The 24,947-nt window shown below is 42.8% G+C and carries 20 protein-coding genes and 1 tRNA gene; 19 read left to right on the top strand and 2 right to left on the bottom strand.

Features of this window, described 5'->3' with window-relative positions:
- Positions 1-20 precede the first annotated feature (20 nt).
- The 8 genes from egtD (at position 21) to NC796_RS01070 (ending at position 7,124) form a co-directional block, all read left to right on the top strand.
- Positions 21-1,007 (top strand): L-histidine N(alpha)-methyltransferase, encoded by a 987-nt coding sequence (egtD, locus tag NC796_RS01105; protein ID WP_310681327.1) that lies wholly within the window; start codon positions 21-23, stop codon positions 1,005-1,007.
- Positions 1,008-1,037: 30 nt separating this feature from the next.
- On the top strand, positions 1,038-1,925 hold the full coding sequence (locus NC796_RS01100; protein WP_310681326.1) for a mechanosensitive ion channel family protein: 888 nt from the start codon (positions 1,038-1,040) through the stop codon (positions 1,923-1,925).
- Between the two features lie 171 nt (positions 1,926-2,096).
- Entirely contained in the window at positions 2,097-3,599 is a 1,503-nt protein-coding gene (gene purF / locus NC796_RS01095; protein WP_310681325.1) for an amidophosphoribosyltransferase, read from the top strand.
- Positions 3,599-4,189: a ribosome biogenesis GTP-binding protein YihA/YsxC gene (gene yihA / locus NC796_RS01090; protein ID WP_310681324.1), complete on the top strand. Its 591-nt coding sequence runs from the start codon at positions 3,599-3,601 to the stop codon at positions 4,187-4,189. Before purF ends, yihA begins: the two co-directional genes overlap by 1 nt.
- A 19-nt stretch (positions 4,190-4,208) precedes the next feature.
- Positions 4,209-5,798, top strand: a complete 1,590-nt coding sequence (gene serA / locus NC796_RS01085; protein WP_310681323.1) for a phosphoglycerate dehydrogenase — start codon at positions 4,209-4,211, stop codon at positions 5,796-5,798.
- A 64-nt stretch (positions 5,799-5,862) separates the two neighbouring features.
- Positions 5,863-6,261: a methylmalonyl-CoA epimerase gene (gene mce, locus NC796_RS01080; RefSeq protein ID WP_310681322.1), complete on the top strand. Its 399-nt coding sequence runs from the start codon at positions 5,863-5,865 to the stop codon at positions 6,259-6,261.
- Between the two features lie 73 nt (positions 6,262-6,334).
- A tRNA-Pro gene (locus NC796_RS01075) sits at positions 6,335-6,408 on the top strand.
- A 200-nt stretch (positions 6,409-6,608) separates the two neighbouring features.
- Positions 6,609-7,124, top strand: a complete 516-nt coding sequence (locus NC796_RS01070) for a hypothetical protein (RefSeq protein WP_310681321.1) — start codon at positions 6,609-6,611, stop codon at positions 7,122-7,124.
- Between the two features lie 186 nt (positions 7,125-7,310).
- On the opposite strand, the gene NC796_RS01065 is transcribed toward NC796_RS01070, so the two are convergent.
- Positions 7,311-7,952 carry a GntR family transcriptional regulator gene (locus tag NC796_RS01065; RefSeq protein ID WP_310681320.1) on the bottom strand — a complete coding sequence of 214 codons (642 nt, stop codon included), beginning with the start codon at positions 7,950-7,952 and terminating at the stop codon, positions 7,311-7,313.
- A 187-nt stretch (positions 7,953-8,139) separates the two neighbouring features.
- Positions 8,140-9,204 carry a class II fructose-bisphosphate aldolase gene (gene fbaA / locus NC796_RS01060; protein ID WP_310681319.1) on the bottom strand — a complete coding sequence of 355 codons (1,065 nt, stop codon included), beginning with the start codon at positions 9,202-9,204 and terminating at the stop codon, positions 8,140-8,142.
- 244 nt (positions 9,205-9,448) lie between these two features.
- Here fbaA and NC796_RS01055 point away from each other — a divergent pair, with 244 nt between their 5' ends.
- The 11 genes from NC796_RS01055 (at position 9,449) to NC796_RS01005 (ending at position 24,924) form a co-directional block, all read left to right on the top strand.
- The gene (locus tag NC796_RS01055; protein ID WP_310681317.1) at positions 9,449-10,507 is read left to right on the top strand and encodes a tartrate dehydrogenase; all 1,059 of its coding nucleotides are present in this window, start codon (positions 9,449-9,451) and stop codon (positions 10,505-10,507) included.
- Positions 10,504-11,154, top strand: a complete 651-nt coding sequence (locus NC796_RS01050; RefSeq protein ID WP_310681314.1) for a cyclase family protein — start codon at positions 10,504-10,506, stop codon at positions 11,152-11,154. Before NC796_RS01055 ends, NC796_RS01050 begins: the two co-directional genes overlap by 4 nt.
- The gene (locus NC796_RS01045) at positions 11,151-12,554 is read left to right on the top strand and encodes a four-carbon acid sugar kinase family protein (RefSeq protein ID WP_310681313.1); all 1,404 of its coding nucleotides are present in this window, start codon (positions 11,151-11,153) and stop codon (positions 12,552-12,554) included. Before NC796_RS01050 ends, NC796_RS01045 begins: the two co-directional genes overlap by 4 nt.
- Positions 12,555-12,592: 38 nt before the next feature.
- Complete coding sequence (locus NC796_RS01040; protein ID WP_310681312.1) at positions 12,593-13,846, top strand: MFS transporter; 1,254 nt, start codon at positions 12,593-12,595, stop codon at positions 13,844-13,846.
- 12 nt (positions 13,847-13,858) lie between these two features.
- Positions 13,859-14,884 (top strand): Gfo/Idh/MocA family oxidoreductase, encoded by a 1,026-nt coding sequence (locus tag NC796_RS01035; RefSeq protein ID WP_310681311.1) that lies wholly within the window; start codon positions 13,859-13,861, stop codon positions 14,882-14,884.
- Positions 14,885-15,089: 205 nt separating this feature from the next.
- Complete coding sequence (locus NC796_RS01030; protein WP_310681310.1) at positions 15,090-15,620, top strand: RNA polymerase sigma-70 factor; 531 nt, start codon at positions 15,090-15,092, stop codon at positions 15,618-15,620.
- Between the two features lie 185 nt (positions 15,621-15,805).
- Positions 15,806-16,825, top strand: a complete 1,020-nt coding sequence (locus NC796_RS01025) for a FecR domain-containing protein (protein WP_310681309.1) — start codon at positions 15,806-15,808, stop codon at positions 16,823-16,825.
- A gap of 159 nt (positions 16,826-16,984) precedes the next feature.
- On the top strand, positions 16,985-20,497 hold the full coding sequence (locus tag NC796_RS01020; protein WP_310681308.1) for a SusC/RagA family TonB-linked outer membrane protein: 3,513 nt from the start codon (positions 16,985-16,987) through the stop codon (positions 20,495-20,497).
- A gap of 54 nt (positions 20,498-20,551) precedes the next feature.
- Positions 20,552-22,336 carry a RagB/SusD family nutrient uptake outer membrane protein gene (locus NC796_RS01015; RefSeq protein WP_310681307.1) on the top strand — a complete coding sequence of 595 codons (1,785 nt, stop codon included), beginning with the start codon at positions 20,552-20,554 and terminating at the stop codon, positions 22,334-22,336.
- 61 nt (positions 22,337-22,397) lie between these two features.
- Positions 22,398-23,102: a hypothetical protein gene (locus tag NC796_RS01010; RefSeq protein ID WP_310681305.1), complete on the top strand. Its 705-nt coding sequence runs from the start codon at positions 22,398-22,400 to the stop codon at positions 23,100-23,102.
- 238 nt (positions 23,103-23,340) lie between these two features.
- On the top strand, positions 23,341-24,924 hold the full coding sequence (locus NC796_RS01005; protein ID WP_310681303.1) for a sulfatase-like hydrolase/transferase: 1,584 nt from the start codon (positions 23,341-23,343) through the stop codon (positions 24,922-24,924).
- Positions 24,925-24,947: the final 23 nt, after the last annotated feature.

Here is a 24,947-nt window from a genome sequence, read left to right as displayed (position 1 = left end):
TGCTTTAAAAATTGGGAGATATGGAAAATCAAATAGCAGTTAAACAGCAGACCATGCTGGAAGAAGTAAAAGCAGGGCTGCAAAAGCCGAAAAAAAGTCTTCCGAGCAAGTTTTTTTATGATGAACGGGGTTCCAAACTTTTTGAAGAGATTACACAGTTGGAGGAATATTATCCCACCCGCACTGAAATATCGATCATTGAGCAGAATATTGACGACATAGCAGAGCAAATCGGGCCGGAGGCGATGCTTGTGGAGCTGGGAAGTGGAAGCAGTCGAAAGGTTCGCCTGCTGCTGGATCGGCTGAATTCGCTGGCCTGTTACCTGCCGGTCGATATTTCAGAGGAGTACCTGCAGAAGGTCACCACACAGCTTAAACAGGATTACCCGGACCTCATGATAACACCGTTATGTGCCGACTACACTTCTTTCTTTGAACTTCCTGATATTGAACAATCCTATGGCAAGCAGGTGATCTTTTTCCCGGGGTCTACTATTGGGAATTTTAGGCCAGCGCAGGCAGGAGAGTTTCTGGAAAATTTGGCACATGTAACCGATGATAATGCGTTGTTGCTGATCGGGGTCGATCTGAAGAAAGAACGTTCGGTTTTGGAGGCTGCCTACAATGATGAACAAGGTGTGACGGCCGAGTTTAATAAAAATATGCTTAAGCATCTGAATCGAAAACTTGGCACAAATTTCAACGTGGATAATTTTCACCACAGCGCATTTTATAATGAGGAGGAGGGACGCATTGAAATGCACCTGGTATCAGAAATAGACCAGGTAGTAAGCGTTGATGGCCAACAATATAGGTTCGAGGAGGGAGAGTCGATTCACACCGAAAATTCTTATAAGTATTCTCTTGAGGAGTTTGAGGACCTGGTTGCCACTTGGTTCACTGTAGAACAGGTTTGGACCGATAATAAACTGTATTTTTCGCTTCAGCTGTTGAAGAAAAAAGCGGTCGCCGGTAACAGTGCTCCTGAAAATAGTCAAAAACTTTAAAGGATTAACCGAAACCTAATTCTCAGGCAGGTGGATACATTAACGGATAGCTTTGAGTTTTTCTTTACCCAGGTGCTTGAAATGGCACCCGAAATAATACTGGCATTTTTAGTGTTGGTGGCTGCACATTTCATCGGCAGGGTAGTGCGGAAAATTTATAACAGGGTGTTACACAAAGGTGATATTTCTGCAGCACATCTTAATTTTTTTGGAAAGCTGTTATATGGGATCGTAATATTTCTTGGGATTTTACTATCTCTGAATATTTTAGGTTTCTATGGACTCGCTACCAGTATTTTGGCGAGTGGCGGAATTACGGCTGTAATTCTAGGGTTCGCTTTTAAAGATATTGGAGAAAATTTCCTGGCTGGTTTTATTATGGCCTTCAGCCGCCCGTTCCAAACTGGTGATTTAATAGAGTCGGAAGGATTGACCGGGCGCGTGCAAAATATTGAACTTCGGCACACTCACATTCGCACAGGCAATGGCTGCGATGTCTTTATTCCAAGCGCCCAACTCATATCCAAGCCTCTTTATAACTATACCCGGGATGGTCTCCGCCGCGGTTCTTTTGTAATTGGAATTGATTATAGCAATGACGCAGAACAAGCCTGCAGACTCCTCCTTGAGGCTATTAAAGAGGATCCGAAGGTCATTCCAGATCCTGAACCAACAGTGAGAATCGATGGTTTTAATCCGCAGTTTGTGGAACTGGCAGTCTATTTCTGGATTGAAGTTGCCACAAGTAAGCAGGAGATCTACCTGTCAATGATTAAATCGCGGCTGATGGAGATTTGTAGGACTACCTTGATTGAGCATGGTTATAAATTTAGTTCTGAGGTTACCAGCTCTCTTGAAATGCGGGAGCTCAATGTTAATCTACGGCAGCAATCAAATTCCGAGGAAGAGAGTAACTAAAGGATGCCGCTAAAGTGTGGAACGCTATCCTGCAGGCTCAAGGTATGCCAATGGAATGCAATTAGCCCATATCAGGAAGAGTAGATTTTTCTATATAATATACTCTATCAATTAGCTTGTGATTTTCTTAACTTACGTGCCTTAAAAATAATAGCAATGTGAATCAGTTTCATGACCGATAAACCACGCGATTATTGCGGTATTTTTGGGATCTACAACCATCCCGAAGCCGCCTTGCTCACCTACTACGGACTGCATGCCCTACAGCACAGGGGGCAGGAATCGGCCGGAATTGTTACCTCCCACTATGACAGTGCAAAAGAGCGCTGGGTTATGCCGATGCACAAAGACTTTGGCCTGGTGCTCAATGTCTTTGACGATCACAAGATTTTAAAGAAGGAGCTCAAAGGAAAAGCGGCGATCGGCCACAATCGCTACTCCACGACAGGTTCTGCCAGAAACCCTGCAAATATTCAGCCGTTTCGTGTGCACTACCGCGATGGTAATGTAGCTGTTGGACATAACGGCAACCTTGCCAACGCCAAGCAGATTCGGCAACGACTCAGGGATAAAGGCGTCATCTTCCAAAGTACGTCTGACACGGAGTTGATTCTTCACCTGATTTCACACAGCAAAAAAGAGAAGCAGATCGATCAGATCCTGGATGCCCTCGATCAGATTGAAGGTGCATACAGCCTGATGATGCTCACCGATAATCGATTGATTGCGGTACGCGATCCCAATGGATTTCGCCCCCTGGCCCTTGGCAAAGTCGATGGATCGTATTGTGTGGCCAGTGAGACGTGCGCTTTTGATATTATCGGTGCCGAGTACATCCGGGATGTGGAGCCGGGAGAAGTGTTGGTTATTGATCGGAATACGCTGGAGACCGATAAGCCGACATCTTACTATTTGGAGCCGGAATATGGCACGGAAACCAGCCAGTGCATTTTTGAATACGTTTATTTCTCTCGTCCGGACAGCAGGATTTTTGAAGAAAATGTTGATAAGGTTCGCCGAAACCTGGGGAAATATCTTGCCAAGGAGCATCCCATTACGGAGGTCTGTAAAAAGGTGCCACCCGACAAGAAGCCGGTGGTTATTTCGGTGCCCGACTCGAGCAATACCGCGGCGCTGGGCTATGTGCATGAGAATCAAAAAATTGGCCATGAGTGTAAGTTTGAGATCGGCCTGATTCGTAATCACTACGTGGGGCGGACATTTATCTCTCCCGGCCAGAAATCACGCGATCAAAAAGTTCGAACCAAGTTTAATAAGGTGAGAGGCGTCATTGAAGGACGTTCTGTCATCATCGTGGACGACTCAATTGTTCGGGGCACTACATCCCGCTACCTGGTAGATATGATTCGCGAGGCCAATCCCCGTGAAATTCACTTCTTGGTAAGTTCGCCGCCGATCATCAGCCCATGCTATTACGGCATGGATTTTCCGAGTCCGGATGAGCTGATTGCGAACCGTTTTGATCGTGATATCGACAGGATGGCCAAAGAGATCGGCGTGGACAGCCTGCGCTATCTTTCCCCGGAGGGGCTGGTCAATGCTGTAAAAGAAGCTAATGATTCAGAGAAGGGATACTGCACCGCCTGCTTTACCGAAAACTACCCGGTTCCGGTAAACTTTGGCGTGGAGAAAGAGGAAAACGAAATCGTTTAATGAATTTTAAGAAAGCCAGCTTTGTAACCAGCGCTCCTTCTCTGAGTGAATGCCCAGATCCAAGACACCCGGAAGTCTGTTTTGCCGGGCGGTCAAATGTGGGGAAATCATCACTTATAAATTCATTGCTCGACCACAAAGGGCTGGCCAGGACCAGCAATACCCCCGGAAAAACGCAGCAGATGAATTACTACCTGGTAAATGATAGCACTTATTTTGTAGATTTGCCGGGTTTTGGCTATGCTAAGGTGCCGAAAAAGGAGCGTGAACGCTGGGGGCGCGATATCCGTGATTATCTTTTGAAGCGGCCCACGCTGCGCTTGGTGATTCACCTGGTCGATATACGGCACAAACCCTCAAAATTAGATGAAGATTTTTTCTACTGGCTGGGTTCCAACCAGCTGCCGTTTTGTGTGGTGCTGACAAAGAGCGATAAATTGTCTCGCAATCAGCAAAACCAGTCGAAGTTCCGGCTAAAGGGAATACTGGATGAGATGAATATCGAAGTCCCAATGATTATTAGCTCATCCAAAGATAATACCGGGATTAAAGAAATAGGGAACCTGATTTCAGAATTTTCAGAAGCATAAATCAACAACAATAAAAACCATGTCTTATAAAATATTACTAGCTGATAACGTAGATGAACGTTGTGAAAAAGTGTTTTCCGATCGTGGTATAGAAGCCGTCCGGAAGACGAGTTTGACTGATGAAGAGCTTTATGAAGAGATTGGCGACTACCACGGTATTGTAGTTCGAAGCTCGACGAAAATCACCCCTGAATTGTTGAAACATGCCAATAACCTGAAGGTCATCGGTCGTGCCGGCGTTGGGGTAGATAATATTGATATCCCTGCGGCAACGAAACGTGGCGTGTTGGTAATGAATACCCCTGACGGGAATACCATCTCTACCGCTGAGCACACATGCGGTATGATTTTGGCAATTGCACGAAATATCCCGCAATCGGTTGATAAGGTGAAAAACGGCGGCTGGGACCGAAAAAAATACATGGGTACCGAGGTCCACAGCAAAGTGCTGGGTATTGTAGGGCTCGGAAAAATTGGTGGCGAAGTAGCCAAACGGATGCAGGAGTTCGGTATGACGGTCAAGGCTTACGATCCATTCGCTTCACATGAAAAAGCACAGAGTATTGGCGTTGAACTGCTGGAGCTTGATGAACTGCTGGGTGAAGCAGACTTCCTGACGGTTCACACGCCGCTGACTGAAAAAACCAAAGGCCTTGTTTCCAAGGGGAAAGCCGACATCATGAAGAAAGGCATGTTCCTGGTGAACTGTGCACGCGGCGGTATCTACAAGGAAGAGGATTTGCCCGAGTTGCTGGACAGTGGAGTTCTGGCCGGTGTGGCACTTGATGTTTACTCCCAGGAGCCGCCATCAGATGACCTCTATGAAATTTTGAAGCATCCAAAAATTATCAGCACGCCGCACCTCGGTGCTTCTACTGAAGAAGCCCAGGAAAAAGTGGCCGAGCAGATCGCTTACCAGATGGCGGATGCACTTGAGGAGAAAAGTTTCAAGGGCAGCCTGAACGGTAAATCGATTTCGCTGATCACCAACAGAGAGGTGCAGCCATATCTTGAACTGGCAGAAAAGCTGGGCAAAATGGCGATCCAGGTGGCCCCGGAGCACACCAGTAGCTTCTCGTTTGAATATTCCGGCGAATGTGCCAAGTATGCCGATGTACTCACTGATTCTATGCTCAAAGGAATGCTTGCGGAGCATGTCAGTGAGGCGATCAACCTGATTAACGCCCGTCATTACGCCGAAGAACGCGGCTTCAAGATCAAGGAAACCACCGGTGCTGAGACAAAGACTTTTACTGAGCTGATTACCGTTAAGTTTGACGGCGATGCTGAGTACAAGGAAATTTCGGCCACTGTATTTGGTGACGGAGATTATCGTATCGTCAAAATCGATGGGTTTGGTATTGAGCTGCGCCTGGAAGGCGACATCCTGATGTACACCAACATCGACAAGCCCGGTATGCTGGCAGCAGTTAGCGGCGCGCTTGCGAAGCAGGATATCAATATCGCTTCACTGAGCCTGGGACGCACACAAAAAGGCTCACAAGCGATCACTGCTGTAGCTGTCGACAAGCAGTTGACGGATGATGAGCTGAAGCCTATCGTTGGCCTCGACGGTGTTGGCGGTCTGCGATATATCAGCCTGTCATAAATAAATTCATTTGGACGCTGTATCGGTATCATAACTGGTACAGCGTTTTATTAATTTCACTTTCATGCATATTGATCATATCGGGATAGCGGTCAGTGATCTAGAAGCTGCGATCAAAACCTACGAATCGTTGCTGGATTCCGAATGCTATAAGCGGGAAGTGATTGAGGGGCAAAAAGTAGAGACTGCTTTTTTTAACACGGGCGAATCGAAAGTAGAGCTTTTGGGAGCTACCGATCACGAGTCGGTCATACAAAAGTATATATCTAAGCACGGCGAAGGGATACACCACGTGGCGTTTGAGGTGGAGGATATTCACCGAGAGCTTGAACGGCTTAAAGAAAAAGGCTTCCGGCTACTCGGTGAAGAGCCTTCTGAAGGGGCCGACAATAAACTTGTGGCTTTTGTCCACCCCAAAGATAACCATGGCGTACTGGTTGAACTTTGTCAAAGCAAAAGTTGAGTTTTGATTGGGACACTCTTACCTTTGACATCGCTGTTACAGAAGAACTTCTGTTGTACATTAGCTTTTATTTCGGGAAGTGGCGCAGTCCGGTAGCGCACACGACTGGGGGTCGTGGGGTCGCAGGTTCAAATCCTGTCTTCCCGACAGTTATTACTTAAACCTCTCAAGGCCTTTAAAACGTACTTTTAAACGTTTTAAAGGCCTTTTTTTGTTCCTTTTTCGCGCACATCGAAGGAAATAAAGGGAACAGAAAGGAACAAAAAGGAACGGTTTCTTCCTCTACTTTCCCCACAAAGGGGTACAATTTGGGGTACAATGGGGTACAATTTGAAATACCCTAAATTATGGCTTCATTAAAGAAAAGAGGAAGATACTACTATATCAGATTTTCCAGGACAATCAATGGTAAAAGAGATAGGATCACCAAAAGCTTAAAGCTCCGATATAAAGATCAGGCCGAAGAAGCATTAGAGAAATTAGAAGAGCTTGAAGAAAGCGGAGCAATAGATCCTTTTGCTAAAAATTTTGATCCGGTCGTTATTCTGGATTCCCTGGACGGTAAAGATCATTCGATTAATCTTTACACCGTAAGAGAGGCCGCCGATTATTTTTATATGAAAAAGTCTCACCTTTCTAATTCTACCGTGAAGAATGCGAAAAATCGGACAATGGACAGCTGTGGAGCTTATGAGCAGGCAATTGAGCATTTTATAGATCTAAACGGTATAGCTGACCTCTCTCCATTAATGGTTAGGCAACAGCATTTTGAAAACGTCATCTTTAAGCCTGGTATAAAGCCGGCTACCCGACATTTTTACTTTAAACAGTTCCGGGTTTGGTGGAAGGTTATACGCATTTGAAGGGACAATAATTTACTTCAAAAGCAGAGGAGGATTGAGAAAGAAAATTCAAAAATAGATTGTTAGAATGTTACATTGATTAGGGATCAGGAAGTCGTGAGTTCTAATATTATCCAACTACTCTCTTATAAGCCCTTTCCTTGAATGGGGTTAGGGTCTAATTAATTACAATAAGTACCTTTCTAGTTAATCTATTTTTTCTTTCAAGGACTCTCGGCTACGTTTTATATGAATTCTCATAGCTCTTTCAGCCTCTTCTCCATTTCTATTGAGTAGTGCTGTTATAATTTTTTTATGCTCTGATAATGTTTCTTCCGGTGGTCTTAGTAAGCCTTTTTGATAGGCTAATATGTGTACATTCCCAATCATTTCCAGTCGGGCTAACATTTTATTATTACATACTTTACTGATTAGGCTATGAAATCGTTGGTCTGCTTTTTCATATTCCTCTTCATTGATAGGTCCGTCGGATTCTATAAATTGGGAAAAGCAGTTTTTAATAGTTTCTATCTCAGAGTCGTTAGCTCTTTCTGCAACGAGACGAGCTGCCAGTCCTTCGAGTACTTCTCGACAATCAAATACATCAATCATCTCTTTATTGCTGATTTCTCTGACATAATATCCTCTGCGCGGTTTGCTTTCCACGAGGAATTCAGCCTCTAAGATTTGTAATACTTTGAGCAAAGGTGTGCGGCTTACTCCAAGATCTTCCGCTACTTCTTCCTGTATTATTTTTTGTCCTGGTTTTAGTTTGTGTTCCAAGATCTGTGATTTCAATTCCTCATGTATCCAGGAGGTTAAATCTATATGCTCTGGTGCTCTAGCCATATTTATGATGTTATACTACCCTGACACTGAATTTTGAATCTTCCTACATAAAAATATTAATAGTAATTATACTACGATTCTTAATTTAGCACCAGAGTAACGATTATAAATGAAAATTAGCTAACGATTTTCAGGGATTCAGCATGTCCATTATGAAAATATTTATTCAGAAATTAATTGCTGAATTTCAACTGTTCTGGTTTATACAATTAAGGTCTTCAAAGGTTTTAAGCAACCGATTAACAATTCCTATTTCTCCTTCCCGGAGCCACACCTGGGGATTGTAATATGGTTTATTAGGTTTGTCTGCGCCTTCAGGATTTCCGGTTTGCGACTGCAGGTACGCTTCGTTCTGTTGATAGTAGTCTCGTATTCTTTGCCAGAAGGCCCATTGCAGATCAGTATTGATATTCATTTTTACGGTACCGTAAGATATTGCCTCCCTGATCTGCCCTCTGCTGCAACCCGATCCGCCATGGAAAACGAAAGTAGCCGGATTGTCAGTAGTCCCACACTCTGTTTTAATTAACTCCTGTGCATGTTTAAGTATTTCGGGTTTCAGTTCAACATTACCTGGATTATATACACCGTGAACATTGCCGAAAGAGGCTGCTACAGTAAACTTTTTACTAATTTTCGAGAGCTCTTCATACGCACGAAGTATTTCCATGGGCTTGGTGTACATACTACTTTGTTCTACATCGGAATGATCGAACCCGTCTTCTATACCGCCAGTTACACCAAGTTCTATTTCCAGAGTAATGTCCAGCTTGCTCGTTGTCTTGAGGTATTTACGACAAGTTGCGAGGTTTTTTTCGATAGATTCTGTAGACAGATCAATCATGTGAGAGCTAAAGAGTGGTTTGCCCGTTTTATCAAGATGGATGCGATTTTTCTTTAGTAGTCCATCCACCCATGGAAGGAGTTTCCGATTGGCGTGGTCAGTATGCAGTAACACACTTACGCCGTAATGTTCAGCCACTTCATGGACATGCTGAGCCGCTGAAACCGCTCCTGTAATAGAAGCCTCTTGGTTTGTATTACTTAGATGTTTCCCAGCAAAAAAGTGGGCGCCAGCATTTGATAGTTGGATGATTACGGGTGATTTAACAGCATTTGCCGCTTCGAGTGTCGCGTTTATGCTGTTGGTACCAGTTACATTGACCGCAGGAATAGCGAATCCCTGCTCCTTGGCATATTCAAAAAGGTTAGTTACCGAGTTTCCAGTAAGTACTCCAGGTGGAAATATCATTATGTTAATTATTTAAGGGTAAGTTCAAGATCAGAGTTCTGTGTAATGAATTAGATTTAATGTGATATCATTTCTGTAGCCCAACTTAACAAACCAAAACAAATAGTATATTGAATTTTGTATTCAAAATTCAATATACTATATTCATTAATAGATTGCCAGCAGTACTCTATGGGTAAAAGAGGGGTCTGGCGGTGGGATCACAGTTATTAAATCAGTTTAGTCCTAAAAACAAATTCTATAAATGAAAGAATATAAGATTGCAGCAGTTCACGGTGACGGAATCGGTAGTGAAATTATCCCTCCTGGGCTCAGGGTATTAAATCAGGTAGCTAAGAAGTTCAATTTTGGGCTAGAAGTAAAAGAGTTTGATTGGGGGGCGGGCTATTACAAAAAGCATGGAGATTTCATGCCAGAAGATGGGCTGGATATTTTGAGTAGATATGATGCCATATACTTTGGAGCAGTCGGCTTGCCTGATGTGGATGATACGCTACCGGCGATGATGTATACATTTAAGGTAAGAGTCCATTTCAAACAGTACATCAATTTGCGCCCTGTAAAACTGCTTCCCGGTATTGATAGTCCGTTGTGCAACAAGGGTATGGATGATATTGATTTCGTGATCATCCGGGAGAATAATGAGGGAGAGTTTGTTCAGAATGGCAAGATTATCCATCCAGATGAACCCCATGGTCTAGCTACGGATACCAGCGTTTTTACACGGAAGGGGATAGAGCAAGTAGCCCACTATGCATTTAAGCTTGCAAGAAAAAGAAAGAAACGTGTAACCAATGTTACTAAGTCCAACACGCTCATAAATACTTTGGCGTATTGGGATAAAGTGATCGGAGAGGTGGCTGAGCAATACAGTGATGTTGAGTACAACCAAATGTACGTAGATAACGCTTCAGCAAGTTTTGTATTGAGGCCTGAAGTGTTTGATGTGGTATTAACTACAAATATGATAGGAGACATTCTGAGTGATCTGGGAGGTTCCATTATGGGCAGTCTCGGTCTGGGTCCCAGTGGGAATATAAATCCTGAAAAAGATTATCCCTCAATGTTTGAACCAATCCATGGTTCAGCTCCAGATATTGCAGGCAAAAATCTTGCGAATCCAATCGGTACTATATGGTCGGGGGCCCTAATGCTGGAGCATCTTGGAGAAGTTGAAGCAGCAAATGCTATTGTAGATGGAATTAAAAAAACAACAGCCTCAGGTCTTAAAACAAAAGATCTGGGTGGAGATGCCAAGACAGACCAGGTTACCGATCAAATCATAAAAAATATAGACTCATGATACCAGAAGGTCGTTTTGTAGACTTAACCATAACCTATGACGATCGCATGGAAGGGGTGTCGTTCGAAGACACAAAAATACTGAATCGTGATGGTTGGAATGCAAAGACGATAAAAATATATGCCCATTCTGGTACCCACATGGACGCTCCTCACCATTTTGGTGTAAGTGATAAAACAATAAATGAGTATCAACCTTCTGATTTCATTGGGAAGGCTCATATTCTGAGATTATCAATAAAGAGGGATTCATATCTGATTTCAGTATCTGACCTGGACCCTGTCATCAATAAATTCAAGCCCGGAGATAGCCTGTTGATCGGGAGTGGTTGGTCTGAACACCTTTATAAACAAAGATACCGCGATGGATTGCCAAGAATTTCAGAAGAAGTGGCCCAGTGTTTAGTGAATCACAAAATTAAGATGTTAGGTGTTGAACCTCCTTCCATTGCTGATGTTAATAATCTAGATGAGGTAACCCGTATTCACCGGATTTTGATGGCGGGAGACGTGACAATTATTGAGGGGCTGACAAATATTGATCAACTGCAGAAGGACATATGTACAGTATTCGCTTTTCCATTAAAAATTAAAGGTGGAGATGGTTCCCCAGCACGCGTAATTGCGCTAGAAGGGAAGGAAATATGAGTATACAACAGGAAATTGAAAATTGGATTAACGAGAGCCCTGGGTATCGCTTGTCAAGTGATATTAGGGAGGCAAATAAAAAACTTAACCGCTCTTTGGTAGTCCTTGACGACGATCCTACAGGTACCCAAACGGTCCATGATTTGCCTGTCATCACCTCTGGGGACGTTGAACAGCTAACCGAGCTTTTCCGTGAAAAGTACCCTCTATTTTACGTATTGACAAACTCAAGAAGTTTGGACGGAGAAGATGCTGCTAAGCTTATAACTACAATAGCTCACAATTTGAGGACCGCTTCCGTTGAGACTGGTAGAGACTATAACGTAGTACTACGTAGCGATTCAACCCTTCGTGGGCATCATCCTGAAGAAATGGATGCCATTTTGGATGTGATCGAAAAAGTACCCGACCTAAAGGTTTTGCACCCTGCTTTTATTGAAGGGGGCAGGCTCACATTCAATTCAACACACTATGCCAAAGAAGATGGACAATTTATTCCATGTAGCGAGACTGAATATGCTCAAGATGCCACATTTGGTTATAAATCTTCACACTTGGTAGAATGGCTTAATGAAAAAACAGGGGGAGATGTAACTGATACTCGGGTTACCTGTTTTCCTATAAATGTGATTCGTAATAACAGTATTCAGGACCTGGTTCTGAAGATTATAGATGCAGATAAGGGAAATTACTTGATTGCAGACGCCGTGAGCTATCACGATATCGACAAATTTGCCCTGGCCTTGCTTAAAAGTAACCGATCGTTTGTAGCCAGAACTGCAGCCTCTTTTGTGGCATCGATAGGTGGTATTGAACAAAGAAGTCTTTTAACACATGCGGAGCTTGCGTACAAATCAGGGAACGGAGGATTGATTATTGCAGGATCGTATGTGGATAAAACCACACGACAAATCAACAAGGTAATTGAACAAGGAGATGTCAAACCGATGGTCATTGATGTTAAGCGTTTACTACAACATCATGATCCGCAAACATTTTTGATAGAGTGGGTTGATTCCATTCAAACAGAGATTCAAAACAATCAGGATCTGCTGGTTTACACCAGTAGAGAAGTGATAATAGCAGATAATGCTAAAGAGAACCTGGACATAGGAAACAAAATTTCAACGTTTATTTCGGATTTAGTAGGTACACTCACTGTGACCCCTTCCTTCTTAATTGCTAAAGGTGGAATAACATCCAGTGATATCGCTACAAAGTCATTAAATGTAAAAAAGGCCCAGGTGATGGGCCAAATAATACCCGGAATACCTGTGTGGAAGTTGGGAAAAGAGAGCAAATATCCCGGTATGCCTTATATAATATTCCCGGGAAATGTGGGTGGAGATGAGGCATTATTAACGGCAATTAGACGCATAAAAGGGAAATTAACTAAGTAGATGAAACTGAAATAATCTAATCTGATAATTACAATGTCATGAAAAAAAGATTCCTTTTCGTCATAGGCACCTTCTCCCTCTCATTGTTGCTTTATATCGACAGGGCTATGATTTCAGCTGCAGAAGAATCGATTTCCCTAACATTAGGATTCACTGATACTCAAATGGGTTGGGTTTTCGCCATTTTTGCTCTTGGATATTCACTTGCTCAGGTACCAACCGGTTATGTGGCAGATAAGTATGGACCGAGAAAATTGTTGACGGGGATTGTCACGGCTTGGTCAACGTTTACAATAGCTACTGGTGCCGCGTTTAATTTTATATCCATGTTGATAGCCCGTTTCCTGTTTGGAGCTGGAGAAGCTGGCGCGTTTCCCGGTATGTCGCGAGCAGTGTATTCATGGATTCCATTAAAGGAAAGGGGTATCGTAACGGGAATAAATTTTTCGGGCTCTCGAATAGGAGCTGCAGTAGCTTTGCCCGCCGTAGCTTGGCTGATAAGCACAGTAGGCTGGCGTATGAGTTTTTACATTTTTGGCATTATTGGCTTCTTTTGGGCGCTGTTTTGGTATTGGTGGTTTAGAGATGAGCCGGAGGATCATCCTGGCATCAGCGATGAGGAAAAGGAATATATCCTCGATACGAGACAGAAGCTTACCGAAAAGGAGGCCAAGGGGAAGCTTTCGTACTGGAATGTTCTGAAATCCGGGAACGTAATACTAGCGATGTTCCAATACTTTGGCAGTAATTTTATATTCTTTTTTTGTCTTTCGTGGTTATTTCCCTACCTCAAACAGACGTATGATCTGACCATGGTGGAAACGGGTTTCTACGCTTCTGCTCCGTTTTTGGCAGGGGCCGCGGGTAACTTCTTTTCAGGCTTTTTGGTGGACTACATTTACCGAAAGGGGAAGTGGAAACTTTCCCGTCGCCTTCCGGCGATAATGGGATTTATACTTGTGGCGGTGGGTGTATTGGCAAGTATGCAGATGGATACCCCAGGCGGAGCCGTACTATTTCTTTCGATTGCAATCTTTGGTGCTGATATGACACTCAGTCCTTCATGGTCATTCTGCGTGGATATCGGCAAAAAGTTTTCAGGTACGGTATCAGGAACAATGAATATGGCCGGGAATTTCTTCGGCTCATTCCTTGCTTCCCTGGCATTTCCCTACCTGACATCGATGACCGGCACAACAGATACCTTTTTCTATCTCGCAGCCTTCTTTGCCCTTTTATCAATTATAGCTTGGTCATTTATGAAGCCAGATAAACCAATTAAAACTGTATAGGTGATATGAATTATGTCTGATCTGAAAGGTGTAGGTATAGGGGCAGGGTATTTTAGCCAGTACCATTACGAGGCGTGGGATCGAATCGACAATGTGAAGATAGAAGCAATCTGTGATTTGGATAAGGATAAAGCCGAATGTGTAGCAGAGGAATGGGATATCCCTAACGTGTATGAAGATGCGAGGGAGATGCTGGAAAAGGAAAAACCTGATTTTGTTGATATCATCACACCTCCATCCAACCATTTCGAATTGATCAAGCTAGCTGCCGATCTGGATAGTGCCATTATTTGTCAAAAACCATTGGCCCCCACTTATGAGGAGGCTTTATCAATAGTTGAATATACTCGCAAACGAGAAGTTCGGTTTATGGTTCACGAAAATTGGAGATTTCAGCCATGGTACAGGAAAATTAAAGCTATGGTTGATCTGGGTGAGATCGGTGATCAGCTTCATTTTCTGAACTTCAGGATGCGTACTGGTGATGGATGGACAGCGGATGCCTACATGGACCGGCAACCTTATTTCAGGAATATGCCCCGGTTGCTGATTTACGAGACGGGAATTCATTTTATCGACACTTACAGGTATTTAGCCGGTGAGGTCAGTTCGGTGTACGCCCGGTTGAAAAAGTTCAACAAAGAGATTAAAGGTGAAGACGCGGGTATCGTGCATCTAAACTTTACTTCAGGAGCGATGGGACTATATGACGGCAACAGGTACAATGAGAGTCGCTATGAAGATGATAGATATACCTTCGGAGAATTCACAGTGGAGGGGAGCGGTGGCACTATGAGACTAGACGGTGATGGTAACTTGTCAATTCAGAAACTGGGGAAATCTATTCAAAGAGTCGATTATAATCATGAGAAAAGAGGATTTGCCGGAGATAGTGTCTTTTATACTCAACAGCACTTCCTGAATGGATTAATGAAAAATGAACCTTTTGAAACAAATGGCTCTAATTATCTGCGCAGTTTAAAGGTACAGGAAGCTATTTATAAATCCGCTGAAAAAAATTCAGTTATCAGAATGTAGAATACGCAATACTGTTGAGTAATTTCATACTTAGGGTAGTTCTTTTACTAGATGAATAAATATTCATAAATGAATATTATTTATTAATTGTTAAGATAAAGTAATCTGGTGATCAATAATTGGTTTTAAAACAGGGAGTTGTGAGAGGAAGAATTAAGTGTATGCATAGTTGAATGCATAATGAAACCAGGAAGTACGGATGAATGTGAGATCAGACAGAGAATTATTAACGCTTATCAAAGCTGATAACCAAACAGGATTGGAAGAGCTGTATAAAAAGTATTATTCTCAACTCTGTGATTTTGCGTTCCAATATGTTGGAAGTGTGGATCTATCAGAAGAAGTCGTCTCAGATGTATTTTTAAAGGTGTGGCAGCGCCGTCATAAATTGAGTCTGGATCCCAACTTTAAGAAGTATCTTTATACGGCAACCAGAAACCAGGCATTAAACTATATAGAAAAGGAAAAGAGTGACAATGAATCATTGGATGATAATGCAGAGGGATTAGTTTCTAAAAAGTACCAACCAGATGAGAATTTTATCTACAAAGAATTGGAAAACCGATTAGAATTTTTAATTAGCACTCTGCCACCCCGTAGAAAGCTAATTTTTAAATTAAGTCGTCTTGAAGGGTTTTCTTATAAAGAAATTGCAGATGTGATGTCCATATCAGTCCGCACGGTACAAAACCAGATGGTAGAGGCAATTAAAAAAATTGCCAGCTGCATAAAATAATAGAGAGTTTAATTAACACCTTTCTTTAAGACATGTACACCTATCCTTTAATTCCAGAACCACAAGGGGGCAGGTATTTAATATATTTTACAAACATTAAGTATTTCTAATCAAAAATGAGTAGTAGATACCCTCGGGTTTTACTGTGTAACAAGTGAATTTGGTAACGGAAGTGAAAAACAGAAATGAAACAATACAAAGAAGAAATTTGGATCCTATTAACACGGATCCTCAGTAAGGAAGCCACAAGGCAGGAGCAGCAGATGTTTGAGGAATGGCTTGCCAAAGATTCGGAGAACCGCTCATTTTATCATAAGCTCAAAGAGGTTTACGATGAAGAGTTCCGTGATAATTCACACTTATTCGATTTTGAGAGAGGTCTGAGAAAATTAAGAGCTAAAATTTCAGAAAGTGAAAAATCAGAGATTAATCAATTTGCTATACCACTGAAAAATAAATCGAAGAGTAATGCCTGGAAAGTAGCGGCTTCCGTTCTTTTGCTGGTTGTCTCCTTGGCTGTTTTTGTAACAATTCAATTCTGGGAATCTCCAAAAGTAAGTTATTCCACGTCAGGCATGGAGCAACGAATAATAAATCTGCCGGATGGTTCAACAGTTCGTCTTAATAAGAATTCAGAAATCGAGTTTCCAGAGGGTTTTTCCAATGAGTCCCGGGATATAACATTGCATGGAGAGGCATTTTTTAAAGTTGAGGAGGATAAAAAAAGGCCTTTCAAAATATATTTAGAAAATGGGGTTGTAGAGGTTTTGGGTACCGCTTTCAGTATTAAAGAGATGGAAAACAATAGAAAAACTATGGTGGCAGTAAGAGAAGGCCTGGTTTCATTTTCTAATAAAAGCGTTCAGCAACGAAAAGAGGTTAAGCTCTCGGCAGGACAAATGGGTTTGTTAGATGTAAGAAATAGTACGATAAGAGTGGAAGATGAGAAAACTAGTATACAGAATTATTTTAGTTGGATGGATGGTAAGCTCGCATTTCAAGAGATGCCTTTCAATCAAGTTTGCTCTCAGTTGGAAAGGATATATGAGATAAGCTGCCAACTTCAGGATAAATCTCTACACGAATTTCAGTTAACTGTTTACACTGAGAATCTTCACTTAAATGACGTGCTAAATACAATAGCAATTTCTCTTGACATCGAATATGAAAGATCAGGGAATAAAATAGTTTGGAGTAATAATTAAGAATGTTAGCTGGCAGATCTGGGATAAAGATTCTGTTAGCGTCGCCATCTTTTGGAATTGCAAAAACTGTTACTGTGTCCCTAAAGCAGTAACAGAAAGGGATGTGATTTTTGAAAAAGGATAAATAAAAACGGGAATAATTAACCAAAACATGGGATTATGAGAAAATCAATACTAAATCTAAGACCATTGCTGTTTATGGCAGCGGCGTTTCTTTTTGTCGGGACATCATTTGCACAGTCAAATGTGCAAGAGGGGACACAGCTTTCATATTCAGAAAGTAATGATGTAATGAGTGCATCAAACCCTTCAATAGACCTGGAGTTACACAACGTTTCATTGTACGAGGCTTTGGAGGCCATTGCCAAGAAATCTGGTGCCGGTTTGTATTTTAATTCCAAGCTTTTACCAGCAAAGAAAGTGAGCGTCGAGCTCAATAAAACACCTCTTAACGAGGCATTAGAGAAGGTTCTAAAAGATACTGGACTAGAGGCTTTTACAGCTGGCCGAAATATTATGCTAAGAGGGAAAAAGCAGGCTTTTTTAGATCATTTTAACCGTTCTAGGGCTGTAATTGAGCAGGTAACAGGTTCTGTAACTGATGCTGAATCCGGTGATCCGCTTCCAGGGGTTAATGTTGTTGTAATGGGTACGACCACCGGTACCTCTACTGATAGTGAAGGAGAATACCAGTTAAACGTACCATCACTGCAGGACACGTTAGTATTTTCATTTGTAGGGTACCAAAGACAGGAAGTCCCGATAAATGGGAGGACAGAAATTAATGTAGATCTACAAATTGAGACGGTTGCCGGTGAAGAGTTGCTCGTAGTAGGTTACGGCACGCAAAGAGAAGCCCAGGTAACGGGAAGTATTGGAAGAGCTGATCCCGAGGATATGAACAGGGTTACAACTACAACAGTTGGTCAGGCCTTGCAAGGTCGGGTCCCGGGCGTTTTTATCAAAAATCAGAATGGCCAACCTGGTGATAATAAGACTTCTATCAATATACGTGGATTTGGCGATCCCCTGTTTATTGTGGATGGTATGCCCGTTGACAAGGAAGTTTTTCAGGACTTGAATCCCAATGACATAGCAGAAATTAATGTATTGAAAGACGCCGCATCCGCGGCTGTTTATGGAGCAAGAGCCGGAAATGGTGTCGTCTTGGTTGAAACCAAACGAGGAACTGCTGGTGATATTCAGTTTTCATACAAAGGAGACATGGGACTTCAGGGTTTAACAATGGTCCCAGACGCAATTGATTCCTGGGAATACATGGCCTTGTATAACATTGAAAACCGGGATGAGGGACAATCTTATCGATGGTCACCGGAGACCGTCCAGGAATTCAGGCAGCATAATGATGGGTCTGATCCCGAAAACTATCCAAGTGTGGATATGTTTGAATTGATCCCTCGTAAAGCGGCCCCGATGATGACCCATAATTTATCTGTTTCGGGAGGAAGTGAAAGTGTGCGTTATTTTGTGTCCGGTAGCTTGTTTAATCAAGAAGGACTGGAAACCAATGTTTTGGGTAACACAGATACTGAATTTAACAGGTACACGGTTCGTGGAAATTTGGATGTAGATATTAGTGAGCAGTTTAACTTTGGCCTTGATATGAGTTATAACCTGCAAGATTTTTACGGTCCGAGAAACCAGTTTGAGGGTACAGACTGGTCGCAAGGCCAGGGGATCTTTGCCCGTAGTGGACGGTGGCGACCATTTCATTCCATTGTAGAACTACCTGGCGGGCATCGTGAGTTTCCAAGGGGCGCACCTGGCGGACAAACCGTAAACCCTCTGAATTTAGCGAGCGTTCATATTGGGGGTTCCCAGGAGTTTCAGAGACAGTTGATTGATGTGAAGCTGAGTGGTGAGTATCAACTTCTTCCGGGATTAAGTACACGGGCTATTATAAATTACCAGACGACAAATCTGCAGGACAAGATGTTTCAAAAGGAAGGCCCGGAATATCGCTATAATGCAGAAGCGGAACAGCATGAGCGTGTTCGTGCTCTAAATGCCGATACAAGGGTCGTACGAAGAAATAGTCAAACCGAAAATATAAATTTCCAATACTTTTTAAATGGGAATCATTCATTCGGGGAGAATCACGAGTTAACGGGTATGTACGTGTTTGAATTTATCCAGGAGGATTTTGAAAGGTTTAATGCAAGTCGTATCGCCTACCAGTTCCCGATTGCACAATTGAACGCAGGGCCGCCCAGCCAAATGTTTAATGATGATGTGATAAGTAGAAATAAAAGAATGGGTCATATAGGCAGACTTAATTATAATTATGCCGATAAATATTCTCTGGAGGTAAGTGCAAGGTATGATGGCTCTATACGGTTCCCGGAAAGTGATCGATGGGGGTTTTTCCCATCCTTTTCTGGGGCATGGACTGTTACTGAAGAACCATTTCTGCAGGACAATGAAGCGTTTGATTTCCTGTCGAATTTAAAACTTCGAGGTTCCTGGGGGCGACTTGGATATGATGCAGCCGGAGACTTCCAGTTCCTGTCAACATACTCTTTTGACGATTTTGTGATCTTCCAGGATAATACCCTTCGACGCACGATTAGTAGTGATGGGCTTCCCAATCCCAGTATTACATGGGAAAAAATGGACATTTTAAACGTCGGTATAGACGCTACCTTCTGGGAAGGGCAGTTAGAAGCGACCTTTGATATCTTTAAACGGGATCGTTTCGATGTGCTGGGTCAACGCATATTAGAAGTTCCACCTGTTGTGGGAGCAGAGTTGCCTCAACAAAATTTCCAGGAATTTGAAAACAGGGGACTGGAATTCAGCCTGCGTCACAACAATCGAATCAATAATGATTGGAATTATACCATAGGTGGTAATTTTGGGATCCACGAGGAAATAGTAAGGCACACAGATGAGCCTGATTTCATCAACAAAGAAGTTGAGCGACGCGAAAAACAAATTGGCCGCCGAGCTGTCTCAGGCCCGTTTGGGCAGATATGGTACTATGAAACCGACGGCCTTTTCGCATCTCAGGAAGAGATAGATAACTGGGCGGATATTGACGGTGATGGAAATCGCTCCATTCAGGTGGGTGATGCAAGAATCGTGGATAGAAACGGCGATGGAAGGATCACTGATGCTGACAAGTATATCGCAAGCTCTGGTACACAGCCAAGATTCACATTTGGGTTTGATACACGTGTCGGTTGGAAAGGGTTTGAACTTGTCACTTTCTGGCAGGGAGCTGCTCTTTTCGGCTGGAATCTTGACTGGAGTGAGTTTGAGGAACCGTTCCCATCTAATGGAGTTGCTCTGCAGAAAGACATAAAGGACGCATATATACCGGAAAATGAGTTTGGTCTCCCCACGGTAAGTGCAGCAGATGCAAGATGGCCGCGAGCATCGGGAAGATTCGATGATGAGGCTGATCTGTTTTTGATTGATGGATCCTACTTGCGACTCAAACAGGTACAATTAAGCTATACCGTTCCCACAGAACTTGTTAGCGGACTCGGATTAAGAAGAGTGAAATTGTATACGGGAGGAACCAATTTATTGACGTTTTCAGACCTTGATTTTTTAGATCCTGAGATTGATGAAAATCCCGCCCAGTTTTTTGGAAATTACCATCCACAGACCCGTGTGTACAATTTTGGGGTTGAAATTGATTTCTGAAACGAAATTTAAATAAGTAGTGAAAATAATTTCATTATGAAAACCAATAGAATTATGAAAAACACAAAACAATTGTATAAACCGATAGCACCGCTCATCATTCTACTTCTGGTTTTGGTTTCCTGCGAGGGCGTTTTGGACCTCAATGAGGACCCGAGGGACCGGGTAAGTGCTGAGCAGGTATTTCAGGATGAGGCTTTTGCAGAGGCATTAGCAGCGGACTTGTATGCAGGATTCCCTTTTAACGGTTTTAATAGTCCCGGTTTGCGTTTTGACGGGATGCTTGGACATCATGATTTTGGCACCGAGAGAAGCTTTGAATTTGAGGGTTGCAAAACCCATGGCGGCATGGATGCTGACTCAGATTGCGATGGATTATGGGATTATGAGTATATAAGGGATCTGAATTCCTTTATACAAGATATCCGGGAATCTGAATTATCTGAAGACTTCAAGTCACGGCTTGAAGGTGAAGCCAGGGTGTTGAGGGCGGCCGTCTATTTCAAAATGCAAACACGGTACGGGGGCGTGCCCCTGGTGGATGTTGTACTCGATCCGTTTGAGGAGGTCGCGGAGGAATATCGAGTAAGAAGTACGGAAGAAGCGATTGCCGACTTTATCGACACTGAATTGGAGACAGCGGCCGGTATGTTAGCGGGATTGGGAAATCCCGAAGAAAAAGGCCGCGTTAATCAATGGACTGCCTATGCCTATAAAGCACGTGCGAATCTTTGGTCTGCTTCAATCGCAAATTTTGGAACGTTGGCTGATAACGGGCTAACAGGCATTCCATCATCCAGGGCTGACGAATTTTACCAAAAAGCAAGTAATGCAGCCCAGCAAGTCATCAATTCTGGTGCTTATTCATTGCTTCAGGGTGGCGATCCGGCCCAAGCCTATTGGAATGTGTTCATTGAAGACTCAAATCCGGAAATTATATTTGAGAGAATATATAACGGTGTTGAAATTAACCATCCCTTCTCTCATCAAAATCAACCGACTCCATTTTCAGAAGGGCAGGGATCGGAATTGAATCCCACATTGGGACACGTAATGAGTTTTGAAAATTTGGATGGTACGTTCACCAATCCGGATTTGGGGCCTGACAATTTATATGAAGATGGTGCTGCGCCCTGGGCCAATAAAGATCCCAGAGTTCATGCCCAAGTCCTGTTTCAGGGTGATTTATATGCAGGTAACGTTGTACAGTCATATGAAGGTCTGGATCCAACACAGGGGGAGACCAATCCGGACAATATAATTTCAGAAGTTGGTGTAAGTCATGAAGGAACGCCTACCGTCGGAAGTGCCAGTTCAAATCAGGCAAATCATTTCCGTCCATCAACGGGATTCTTGCTCTATAAATATATACCCGATGAAGATATACTGATACCGGATGATAGAGAAGATAACAATTGGAAAGAGTTACGATTGGCCGAGATGTATTTAATTGCAGCAGAGAGTGAATTTGAATTGGATAACCTGGCTGATGCGGCTGAATTTCTCAACTACACGCGCGAAAGGGTAGGTTTAATTCCACTCGATGCTTCAACAATAACTCGTGAACTTGTGAGAAGAGAAAGAACGAGTGAGTTGGTATTTGAAGGTCATCGATGGGATGATCTGCGAAGATGGAGAATTGCCCAGGATAGATTGAATGGCCAGATAGTACAGGGGGTTCGGACTATTTTACACCATGAGACAGGACAATTTTACTTCATTCCACATAATTATGCTGAACCGACACAGCGTCAGTTTAGGCCTGAGCATTACTACAATCCGATCACGAATGGCAGAATAGAAGAAAATGGTGACTTGGTTGAGAATCCCGGCTATTAAAGTAATGGATTATTCTCAAGTGTCATCCAAAAAAACAATTTGAAATTTAAATATGAAGACGATGAATGCTAAAACAACTAAAGTTCCGATTCTAGTATTTATGGCAATCTGTGTAACCGTGTTGGCAGGCTGCAGTGAGACGGTTACCGACTTTGGGTATGATGGTCAGATCAGTGGCATGATCCTGGATCAAAATGGAAATCCGGTATCCGGAGATGTTTCTAATGCGGCATTAACTGTATTCGTGTTGGGCGAAGAGGACCGGGTACCTCTGGAATTGAGAGTTAATGGGGATGGTTCGTATGCCAATCTGCAATTGTATCCACAATCTTATGAAGTTTGGATTGATGGGCCTGTAGATGCTCCCGGCAGACAGACTGTAGATCTCACCGGTGATCGTGTTGAACACAACATTACGGTTACTCCCTTTCTGGCAATTTCTGAGCCCTCAGCTTCCATTTCCGGTGGCGATCTTCAAGTCACGTATGACATAAATCCCAGTCAAGGGCATGCAGCAGAAGAAAGAATAGTGCTGGTCAGTACGGTCGCCAAAGTAGGTGTGAATACCGGTAGTGGTGCCAGATGGCAAACCCGGGCAGAGACGGTCTCCAGCAATTCAGGAACAGCAACCATTACGCTTGATGATGACCTGTTGAGTATGGCGGAAGAGCGGGGCGGAGGGAATTTACATGTTCGTGTTGCGGCCCGATCTGACCAGACATCTGACTGGAATTATAGCGTCCCAATTGTTGTCGAGGCCCCCTAATTTTCCAATTATATAGAGAGAACAAAACTGTAAAAGTTTTTTTTCTCTCTATATATAGTGCATTCCATTAAGAATGATGCCCTCCGACCCCTCAAGTCTTTTGACACATAACTACCAGTCAATTGGGGTGCGGAAATTTGATAGTAGCAAGAGCTCGGGGAACTTGCCGAATGGAATATTAGCGTTCAGATTAAAGCCGATACGTCATAAAAATAATATCCAACATCAATACCGCTTTATGAGAAAAATTGTATGCTCTTGTAATCTGCTTCTGGTTCTCTTCTTTTTCGCAATAGAAGCTATTGCTATAGAAGACTCAGAAGTGGGGGCGGGGGTGAATGTAATCTATATTTTGGTTGATGATTTTGGATATGGGGATGTTAACCTTGACTTGGAGGGAGTTGACCAATTCAGTAATCCATATATAAAAACTCCAAATCTATCGAGATTTGCCAAAGAATCTTTGGTATTTACCAGGCATTATGCCGCGGACCCAACCTGTTCGCCCTCCCGGGCTGGTTTATTGACGGGAAGGACTCCGACAAGACATAACATCAATCGGTGGATAAACGATTTGGAGGAAGATGACCAATATTTTTTAAGCGGAAAAGAGGTAACTATTGCGGAATTATTAAAACAAAATGGTTATCAAACGGCCATTTTTGGTAAGTGGCATTTAAACGGCGCGGACTGGACAGAACCCGAAAACTGGACAGGGTGGACAGGTTCTTTTCCTAATCAACAGGGATTTGATTACGCGTTTGTCTCCAAGGAAAATCCACATAGAACTGCCAGATTACAGACGAATGCGATGCGCAACCCAGGCGATTTTTATTTGGCTAATGATGAGGTGACTGGTAAATACCTGGGTGTAATCGAGGGCTATTCAACTCAAATTATAACAGACAAAGCAATTGAGTGGCTTCAACATAAAAGGAATCCTGATGAACCTTTTTTCTTATACCTCTCATACGATGCCGTTCATGAAAAAGTACAAAATCCGCCGGCTTTTAATGCTTTGTACAATACGGGAAACGTTCCGAAAAATAAGTACTATGCAAATGTAACCTATCTGGATCATTACATAGGTAGGGTTCTGGATTTTCTTGATCAGCAGTGGGAAGTTGAAGATACAATACTCGAAAATACCGTAATCTTTTTTTCAAGTGACAATGGGCCGGAAGTTCGCGATGTATATTGGGGTGCTCATCGTTCCTATGGGACTTCCTATCCGTTGTTCGGACAAAAGCGACAAATATATGAAGGAGGTATTCGAGTCCCCGGAATAGTTCGATGGCCGGGCAAAATAACACCCGGAATTACTAACGAGCCCAACTCCCATATAGACGTACTGCCTACCCTGGTTGATTTAACAGGAGCAGAAACACCGGAGAATCTGGATTTGGATGGTGAAAGTCTTGTACCTTTGTTATTACGTAATGAAAAAATAGAAAGAGAGAAGCCTTTATACTGGCAGAATGAACTTACCGGCCAGGAGTGGGAAATAGCAGGCACTGGCTATGATCAAAGGTATGTTGGGCCAAACCCAATTGATTTGCCGGTTCCGAAGGTGGTCATATCAAGGGGGGCGTATGTGATGAGAGGGTATACCGAGGGAAAAGAGGAACGGTTCAAAAAGCCGACAGTTTTTCAATTATATAACGTAGAGAAGGACCCTTTGGAAAAGGTGGAAATGTCTTCTTTTAAACCTGATTTGTATAAAGAAATGAGACAGGAGCTCCTAAACATGTGGGAAGATGTACAAAAGGATCGGTTACAAACGGGAAATGAAATTGCCAACAAAATTGATCAGCGACAGTAACTATTAGTTATTAATAATTATTT

It is taken from the genome of Aliifodinibius sp. S!AR15-10, from assembly GCF_031569985.1.
In the GTDB taxonomy this organism is placed as follows: domain Bacteria; phylum Bacteroidota; class Rhodothermia; order Balneolales; family Balneolaceae; genus JAMQKA01.
This window is presented reverse-complemented; position numbering and strand designations above follow the sequence as displayed.